This window comes from Nonomuraea sp. NPDC003201 (assembly GCF_053590415.1).
The window spans coordinates 25,429-32,486 of record NZ_JBSFTC010000113.1; the positions used below are offsets into that span (position 1 = coordinate 25,429).

Genomic DNA, 7,058 nt, shown 5'->3' on the forward strand with positions numbered 1-7,058 from the left:
GGACGCAGGACGAGGATGCGCTTCCCCGGCCCGCCCTACCGGCCCCCTCCTATGACGTCATCCGGGTGAACTGGCTGATCGCCCCACGCGCGTGAACACCCAAGCTGTAGACGACCTGCAAGTTGGCGGGAGCGAGCACCGGGCCGGCGTGGTTCATCACCCCTGTCAGCCCGATCGGGCGGCACCATTGCGGCAGGCCCTCCCCGATGCACCCGGCGTACGTCAAGTCTCCATGGGCGGAACGGCGCAGGTGGGTGACTGCTCCCCACGCGAAGGCCTGGCCTTGGACGCTCCCGTAGACGCTCGTGCCGTCGGCGCTGACCGCCACGTCGACGTACTGGCCCTGGGGACCGGCGGCCCGGCACCCTGCGACGTAACCGATGCAGCCCCAATAGGCGATATCGCCGGTGGTGGTGTCGCGGTGCAGATGGGTGACGCCACTCGGTCCCGACACATACAGGCTGTCGCCGGCCTGGGTGATCGCGCCCTGGGTGATGCCGAGCAGGCCGTCGGTGACGGGGATCGCGCAGCCGCCGACCCCGGACTCACCCACACAGCCCGCCTCCGCGAGCGAGCCCGTGGTGAGGTCTCGCCGGAAGTGCGTCACCGAGCCGGGCCGCTGGGCCACGACGTAGAGGCTGCGCCCGTCGGCGCTGACGACGACGTCGCCCGAGGATGTCATGACACCGGTACGGCCGATCGAGGTGCAGCCCGGCATCGCCTCCCCGATGCAGCCACTGTAGGCGAGGCGACCAGTGACACCGTCGCGCCGCAGGTGGTAAACCGCGCCCTTACCGCCACCTGCCGCGTACAGGTACAGGTCGCGGCCGTCCGCGGTCGCCGTCAGCGCGTTCTGCGAGGTCGCCCAGGGAGCGAGCCCGGGCAGGGCCGCCACGCTGCCGCACGACGGGTCCCAAACGCAGAAATCCGTCACGAGGTCGCCGTTGGCCGCCGTGCTGAAGCCGACCACGGCGGCGGGAGTGGACACGTACGCGTGGATGCCCGCGGTCACCACCGAGCCGGCCGCGTACAAGCGGCCCGGGATCTCCTCGTTGCCCACCTTCGTCGGGCGGCACCCCGCAAGACCACCCATGCAGCCGGTGAGGGACAGCGTGTCGTTCGCGGCCCGGCGGAACGTGGAAATCGCCGGCTGCGCCGTGCCCGACCCGCCATCGCCGCCGGCCACGACGTAGACGGTGCCTCCGTTGCCCGACAGCGTCGCCGCCGACGCCCAGTCCAGCGGATTGACCGGGCCGATGTCCACGGCACCGGGCACGTTCTGCGCGATCGTCCGGACGAAGACGAGGTCGCCCACCGCTGCCTGCGCGCTGGTGGGCAACCCCACGATCAATGTCAGTGCCGCGGCGATCCCCGCGGCACACCGTCTTGTACGGCCAAATGCCAGCACGTTGCGCTCCTTTCGTCACATCGACGATCGGAGATGGCCTTGCCGTTGGGAACGCGCCCCGAATTATCCGTACAAGACCGTACAGGAGGCAGCCGTTTTCGCCGCCCGCCACAAAGACCGGCCCGACGCCGATGCCCTCGGCGGTCGCCGAGTCGCACGTTGTTCACAACCTAGGTAAGCTGCGCCGTTGTTCGTCGCGGTGATGGCGCGTAAGGCGATGCGGCCGGAAAACCATAGGGGACGCGGTCAGCGCCATATCTTGGCGCATGACAATCGCCTAAAATAAATAGTCCAGCCGCGCCAATCCCTTCTATAGCAACAAATTACCGCACCTGCTCAAATGTCGCCCATCAACTCAGCACCCCCCGATTGCCGCAAATCACGGGAAGGCCCGAAACGCAATGGTCGACACTCGCAGCATCAGAGCTGAGACCGGGTGACGGACGGTGAGGGGCGAATCGCCCGTGAACTACATGCGGCGCTCGGTCCGCCCGCCACTCCGGCCGACGTGGGCGCGGCGATCTCGCAGATCGTCGGACGGCAGGTGCCGCACGACGCGCTCCGGCTGGTCGCCCTGAACCCGGCGATCGGCATGGGCCTGGGCGCGTTCAGCTTCTGGCACGAATACCAGCCCGCGCTGATCAGCGCCCTGGTGCTCAACGGATATCTGCACGGCGACCCGTGCCCGCTGCCGGCCCTCGCCCGGCAGAGCCTGCCGGTGTGCGTCGTCGGAGCGGGCGCCGGCGACGGGCGGCGCAACACGCTGATCCGGCGGGTCCTGTCCGCCCACGGAGCCGGCAGCGAACTGCGCCTGGTGATACGGGACCGCCACGGGGTGTGGGGCCTGCTCGGCCTGCTTCGCGCCGAGGGCGCCAGGCCCTTCGGCGAGCGGGACTTCCACCGGATCCAGCGACTCTCCCCTGCTCTGCCGGCGGCGTTGCGCGGATACGTGACGGCCGGCCCGCTGACACCGACCGTCCCGGCGCTGCCGACGGGGGTCATCACGATCAGCCCTGACCACACGGTCCGCTCCATCTCGCCCCAGGCAGGGGCATGGGTGCGGCAGATGTGGCCAGCCGCCGGGAGCGGGGTGCCGGACTGGATCGCCGACGCGTTCTGGGTCGGCCTGTCGCTGCACGTACGGGCGCATACTCGCGATCCGCGCGCCTGGACGCCGCTGATCTGCGCGCCGGCGGCGAATTTCGGGCGCTGGATATTGATCCATGGCCAGCCGCTGGACGAGAACGGCGCCAGCGACGTGGCCGTTCTCATCCAGGCGGCAGGCGGCAAACTGCTGCTGCCGTCATTCTGCGATTGGTACGGCATCACCACCGGCGAACGCCGCGTCATCGAATACCTGTACGCCGGGGCCTCGGCGAAACAGATCGCCCGAATCCTGGACCTGTCCACCCACACCATCAACGACCACTTGAAATCGGTGTACCGCAAGACCCGGGCACAGAGCCGGGACGAACTCATCGCGGCGATCGCCGGCTGACCGCCCGTTCCAGGACGCACATCACGGCCGGCCGGCCCCAGGCACCTCGACCTCGACCGTGAGCACCTGGCCGGAGCCGGGCACGACCAGGTCGGACGACGTCATTCCTTGCCACTCCGCCGCCACGACGAACAGCGTCCTCCCGTCCGGAGCACAGGCGAAGCCGCCCCGGTCGAGCTCGACGGTCTGCAGCGCCTTGCCGCCTTCGGCCACGCGTACGCAGCGCCGGTTGGGCACGTCGGGGTACCAGACCGCGTTCTCCTCATCGACGCAGATGCCGTCCGGGGTGCCCTCCCCGAGCTCGGCCCAGACCCGGAGGCCGGACAGCGAGCCGTCCGCCGCGATGTCGTTCCACCCGGTCTGGCCGAGATCCGCATGGGTGACCACCGACCCGTCGGGCTCCAGGCGCAGCAACCGGCCGTCCCGGGACGAGACGATCAGGAGCCTGCCTTCCGGCGACCACGCGGTGCACAGCGGCAACGACGCGACGTGCGCCACGACCTCGCTGTGACCGCCCAGATCGACGGCGATGACCTCACCCGCCGACCAGTCGGAGAAGTACAACCGGTCACCGTGCCACCGCGGCGACTCCACCAGCCCTCGACCCGTCAGCAGCGCCCTTGTCCCGCTCATCATCACCGCGTCCTTCTTCGTCATGAGACGTCGTCCTGTCGTCTTCCATACGAACGGCCGCCGATCAGATCGACAGATTGAGCGGCGCCCGCCCACCGGCCCCGCGGACCAAGCTCGGACCGGTGGGCAGGCACCGCCGGCGTCGGGACGTCAGGCGCCGCGGGCGGCGTCGTAGCGGGCGATGACGTCGTTCCAGTTGATCAGGCCCCAGAGCTTCTCGACGTAGTCCGGGCGCACGTTGCGGTACTGCAGGTAGTACGCGTGCTCCCAGGCATCGAACACCAGCAGCGGGGCGGTGTTCATGCCGACGTTGCCGTGGTGGTCGTAGACCTGCTCGACCACCAGGCGGCGGCCGAGCGGCTCCCAGGCCAGCACGCCCCAGCCCGAGCCCTGCACGGTGGCGGTGGCGGCGGTGAGCTGCTTCCTGAACGCGTCGAAGGAGCCGAAGTGCTCGTTGATCGCGTCGCCCAGCTCGCCGTCGGGGCGGTCGCCGCCGTCCGGGGACAGGTTCTGCCAGAAGATCGTGTGCAGGACGTGCCCGGACAGGTTGAACGCGAACGTCTTCTCCAGCCCGACCAGGCCGCCGAACTCGCCCTTGTCGCGCGCCTCGGCCAGCCGCTCCAGGGTGTCGTTGGCGCCCTTGACGTAGGCGGCGTGGTGCTTGGCGTGGTGCAGCTCCAGGATCTCCCCGGTGATCGCGGGCTCCAGGGCCGCGTAGTCGTACGGCATGTCCGGAAGGGTGTATTCGCCCATGGGCGTCTCTCCTCAAAAGATGCTACTTGCAAATATCTTGCAATAACCATAATCATGCAAGTAGCGAACGTCGACATCGGCGGCAGTGGCCGCGCAGCACCTGGCCGACGGGGTCCATCGCGAAGCCGGTGCTCTCCATGACCGTCGCCTCCGCCGTGGCGAGGTGGTCCGCGGGGAGCTCGACGAGAACGTCGCAGCGGCGGCAGATCAGGTGGTGGTGGGGCGTCGTCGAGAGGCCGAAGAGCGTCTCACCGGCGTGGTCGACGCTGTGCAGGACGCCGCGGGCGGTCATCACCGTCACGTTCCGGTAGACGGTGGACACGCTGATCATCTCGTACGTGGAGATCACCAGCCGGTGCAGGCGCGGCACGCTGAGGTGGGTCGCCGCGTCGCGCAAAGCGGTCAGGATCGTCAGCCTCGGCACGGTCCTGCGCAGGCCGAGGCGGGTCAGCGTCTCCCCGAGGTCCGCTTCCTCGCTCATGCCCACCCGGCCACGGTCGCGAACCCGCCCCACCCCGATGCGCCCGGCGCGCCCCCCGAACCTCCGAATGCGAGCAGCTCGATGTGCGCCCCCTCCGGTTACGCCCTCAGATGATCAGTTTGCAGTGAATATGCTCTTGCAAACAACAGGCGATTAAGCGACCGGGGACGGGCCGTCAGTGCTCCAGGCGACGCAGCAGGTACGTGTCCATGATCCAGCCCTTGCGGGCCCGTGCCTCGGCGCGCAGTTCGCGGATGCGGTCGCCGACCTCGGCCACCGGCCCGGAGACCAGGATCTCGTCGGGCGTGCCCAGGTAGGCGCCCCAGTGGATGTGGAAGTCGTCGAGCCCGGCGAACGAGCAGTGGGCGTCGAGCATGACCACCACGTCGTCGGCGGTGGGGCCGTGCTCGGCCAGGCGCCGCCCGGTGGTGAGGTGCACGGGCCGCCCGACCTGGGTGAGGCCGGTGCGGTGGCGGGCGGTGAGCGCGGCCACGCTGCTGATCCCGGGGATGACCTCGTACTCGAATGTCACGTTGCCTCGCAGGAGGATCTCCTCGACGATGGCAAGCGTGCTGTCGTACACGCCGGGGTCCCCCCACACCAGGAACGCCCCGGTCTGGCCGTCGTGCAGCTCGTCGCGGATGAGCGCCTCGCAGGCGAGCGCGCGGCGCGAGCGCCAGTCCTCCACGGCGGCGGTGTACGCCGGGGTGGTCCGGTCGCGCTCGGGGTCGCGGGCCTCGGCGATCCGGTACGGCGCGCGGCCGTGCTCGGCGATGAGATCCAGCCGGAGCTGGACCAGTTCATGCTTGACCTCACCCTTGTCCACGATGAGGAACACGTCCGTGGCGCCGATGGCCTTGACCGCCTGCAGGGTGAGATGGTCGGGATCGCCGGCGCCGATCCCGATGACGAGTAGCCGCTTCACCCGCAAGATTCTGCCAGAACGGCAGATATACGATATGCCTCGCAAATCACCCAAGGAGGGCCGTGAATCTCGTCGAGCAGGGCGACGCCTTCGCCGCGTTCTGGCAGGAGCGGCACCTGTGCACGCTCTCCACCACGCGTCCCGACGGCCCGCCGCACGTGGTGCCGGTGGGCGCGACGCTGGACCTGGCCACCAGCATCGCCCGGGTCATCACCTCGGGCACCTCGGTCAAGGCCGGGCTCATCGGCGCCGACGGCGCGCCGGTGGCGCTCTGCCAGGTGGACGGCCGCCGCTGGTCGACGCTGGAGGGCCGGGCGGTGCTGCGTACCGAGCCTGAGCAGGTGGCCGACGCCGAGCACCGCTACGCCGCCCGCTACAAGCCGCCGCGCCCCAACCCGGCGCGGGTGGTCGTGGAGATCCAGGTGACGCGCGTCCTGGGCAACGTGTGATCACGGTCGTCGGCGTCGGCGCGGACGGCTGGGACGGGTTGTCCCCGGACGCACGGCGCGCGCTGGAGGCCGCCGAGGTGCTCATGGGCGGGCGCAGGCAGCTCGGCCTCGTGCCCGTCCCGACCGCTGAGCGCGTGGCCTGGCCCTCCCCGCTGCTGCCCGCGCTGCCCTCCCTCATGGAGACGTACGCCGGACGCGAGGTGTGCGTGCTGGCCAGCGGCGATCCCCTGTTCTACGGCATCGGCGCCACGCTGGTGCGCTTGCTGGGCGCGGCGAACATCCGCGTGGTGCCGCACGTGTCGTCGCTGTCGCTGGCGTGCGCCCGGCTCGGCTGGCCGGTGGAGCAGGTGGACGTGGTCAGCCTCGTGGGCCGCCCCCCTGCCGCGCTGAACGCCGCGATCCTGCCGGGGCGGCGGCTCGTCGTGCTCGGCGCCGGCCGCGACTCCCCGTCCCTGGTGGCCGGGCTCGCGACCGGGCTCGGGTACGGCCCCAGCCCCATGACCGTCCTGTCGGACCTGGGCGCGGACTCGGAGAGCGTACTGACGGGGACGGCGGAGACCTGGGAATCACGGGAAGCCGCCCCCTCCGCGCTGAACGTGATCGCCCTCGAGTGCGTCCCCGCCCCCGGCGCCGAACCTCTCCCCCGCGTGCCCGGCCTGCCCGATGCCGCGTTCGAGCACGACGGGCAGCTCACCAAGCGGGAGGTCCGCGCCGTCAGCCTGTCGCGGCTCGCCCCGCTGCCCGGGCAGACGCTGTGGGACGTGGGCGCCGGCGCGGGCAGCATCGCCGTCGAGTGGATGCGCAGCCATCCGGCGTGCGCGGCCGTGGCGATCGAGAGCAGGGCCGACCGCGCCGCCGCCATCGCGCGCAACGCCGACCGGCTCGGCGTGCCGGCGCTGCGGATCGTCGAA

8 protein-coding genes are annotated in these 7,058 nt (G+C 70.5%); 3 read left to right on the top strand and 5 right to left on the bottom strand.

The genetic code is table 11. The annotated features are described in order from the left end of the window. Nucleotides 1–49 precede the first annotated feature (49 nt). Nucleotides 50–1,408, bottom strand: a complete 1,359-nt coding sequence (locus ACWDX9_RS32120) for a hypothetical protein (protein ID WP_449960416.1) — start codon at nt 1,406–1,408, stop codon at nt 50–52. A 436-nt stretch (nt 1,409–1,844) separates the two neighbouring features. Here ACWDX9_RS32120 and ACWDX9_RS32125 point away from each other — a divergent pair, with 436 nt between their 5' ends. Continuing rightward, nucleotides 1,845–2,906: a helix-turn-helix transcriptional regulator gene (locus ACWDX9_RS32125; protein ID WP_449960419.1), complete on the top strand. Its 1,062-nt coding sequence runs from the start codon at nt 1,845–1,847 to the stop codon at nt 2,904–2,906. A 21-nt stretch (nt 2,907–2,927) separates the two neighbouring features. Here ACWDX9_RS32125 and ACWDX9_RS32130 read toward each other — a convergent pair whose 3' ends face one another. The 4 genes from ACWDX9_RS32130 to cobF form a co-directional block, all read right to left on the bottom strand. After that, entirely contained in the window at nt 2,928–3,563 is a 636-nt protein-coding gene (locus ACWDX9_RS32130) for an SMP-30/gluconolactonase/LRE family protein (protein ID WP_449960421.1), read from the bottom strand. A gap of 126 nt (nt 3,564–3,689) precedes the next feature. Beyond that, nucleotides 3,690–4,292, bottom strand: coding sequence for a superoxide dismutase (locus ACWDX9_RS32135; RefSeq protein ID WP_449960424.1), 603 nt, complete (start codon nt 4,290–4,292; stop codon nt 3,690–3,692). Between the two features lie 52 nt (nt 4,293–4,344). Further along, on the bottom strand, nt 4,345–4,773 hold the full coding sequence (locus tag ACWDX9_RS32140; RefSeq protein ID WP_449960427.1) for a Fur family transcriptional regulator: 429 nt from the start codon (nt 4,771–4,773) through the stop codon (nt 4,345–4,347). Nucleotides 4,774–4,948: 175 nt separating this feature from the next. Further along, entirely contained in the window at nt 4,949–5,698 is a 750-nt protein-coding gene (gene cobF, locus ACWDX9_RS32145; protein ID WP_449960430.1) for a precorrin-6A synthase (deacetylating), read from the bottom strand. 62 nt (nt 5,699–5,760) lie between these two features. Here cobF and ACWDX9_RS32150 point away from each other — a divergent pair, with 62 nt between their 5' ends. Next, nucleotides 5,761–6,147, top strand: a complete 387-nt coding sequence (locus ACWDX9_RS32150) for a TIGR03618 family F420-dependent PPOX class oxidoreductase (protein ID WP_449960433.1) — start codon at nt 5,761–5,763, stop codon at nt 6,145–6,147. Beyond that, nucleotides 6,144–7,058 (top strand): precorrin-6y C5,15-methyltransferase (decarboxylating) subunit CbiE (cbiE, locus tag ACWDX9_RS32155; protein WP_449960436.1); only part of this gene is annotated, 915 nt, incomplete at its 3' end. The genes ACWDX9_RS32150 and cbiE, both read left to right, overlap by 4 nt.

Coding starts and splice junctions, on each gene's coding strand:
- ACWDX9_RS32135 (WP_449960424.1), bottom strand. CDS start 4,292: ATGGGCGAATACACCCTTCCGGACATGCCGTACGACTACGCGGCCCTG.
- ACWDX9_RS32140 (WP_449960427.1), bottom strand. CDS start 4,773: ATGAGCGAGGAAGCGGACCTCGGGGAGACGCTGACCCGCCTCGGCCTG.
- ACWDX9_RS32130 (WP_449960421.1), bottom strand. CDS start 3,563: ATGACGAAGAAGGACGCGGTGATGATGAGCGGGACAAGGGCGCTGCTG.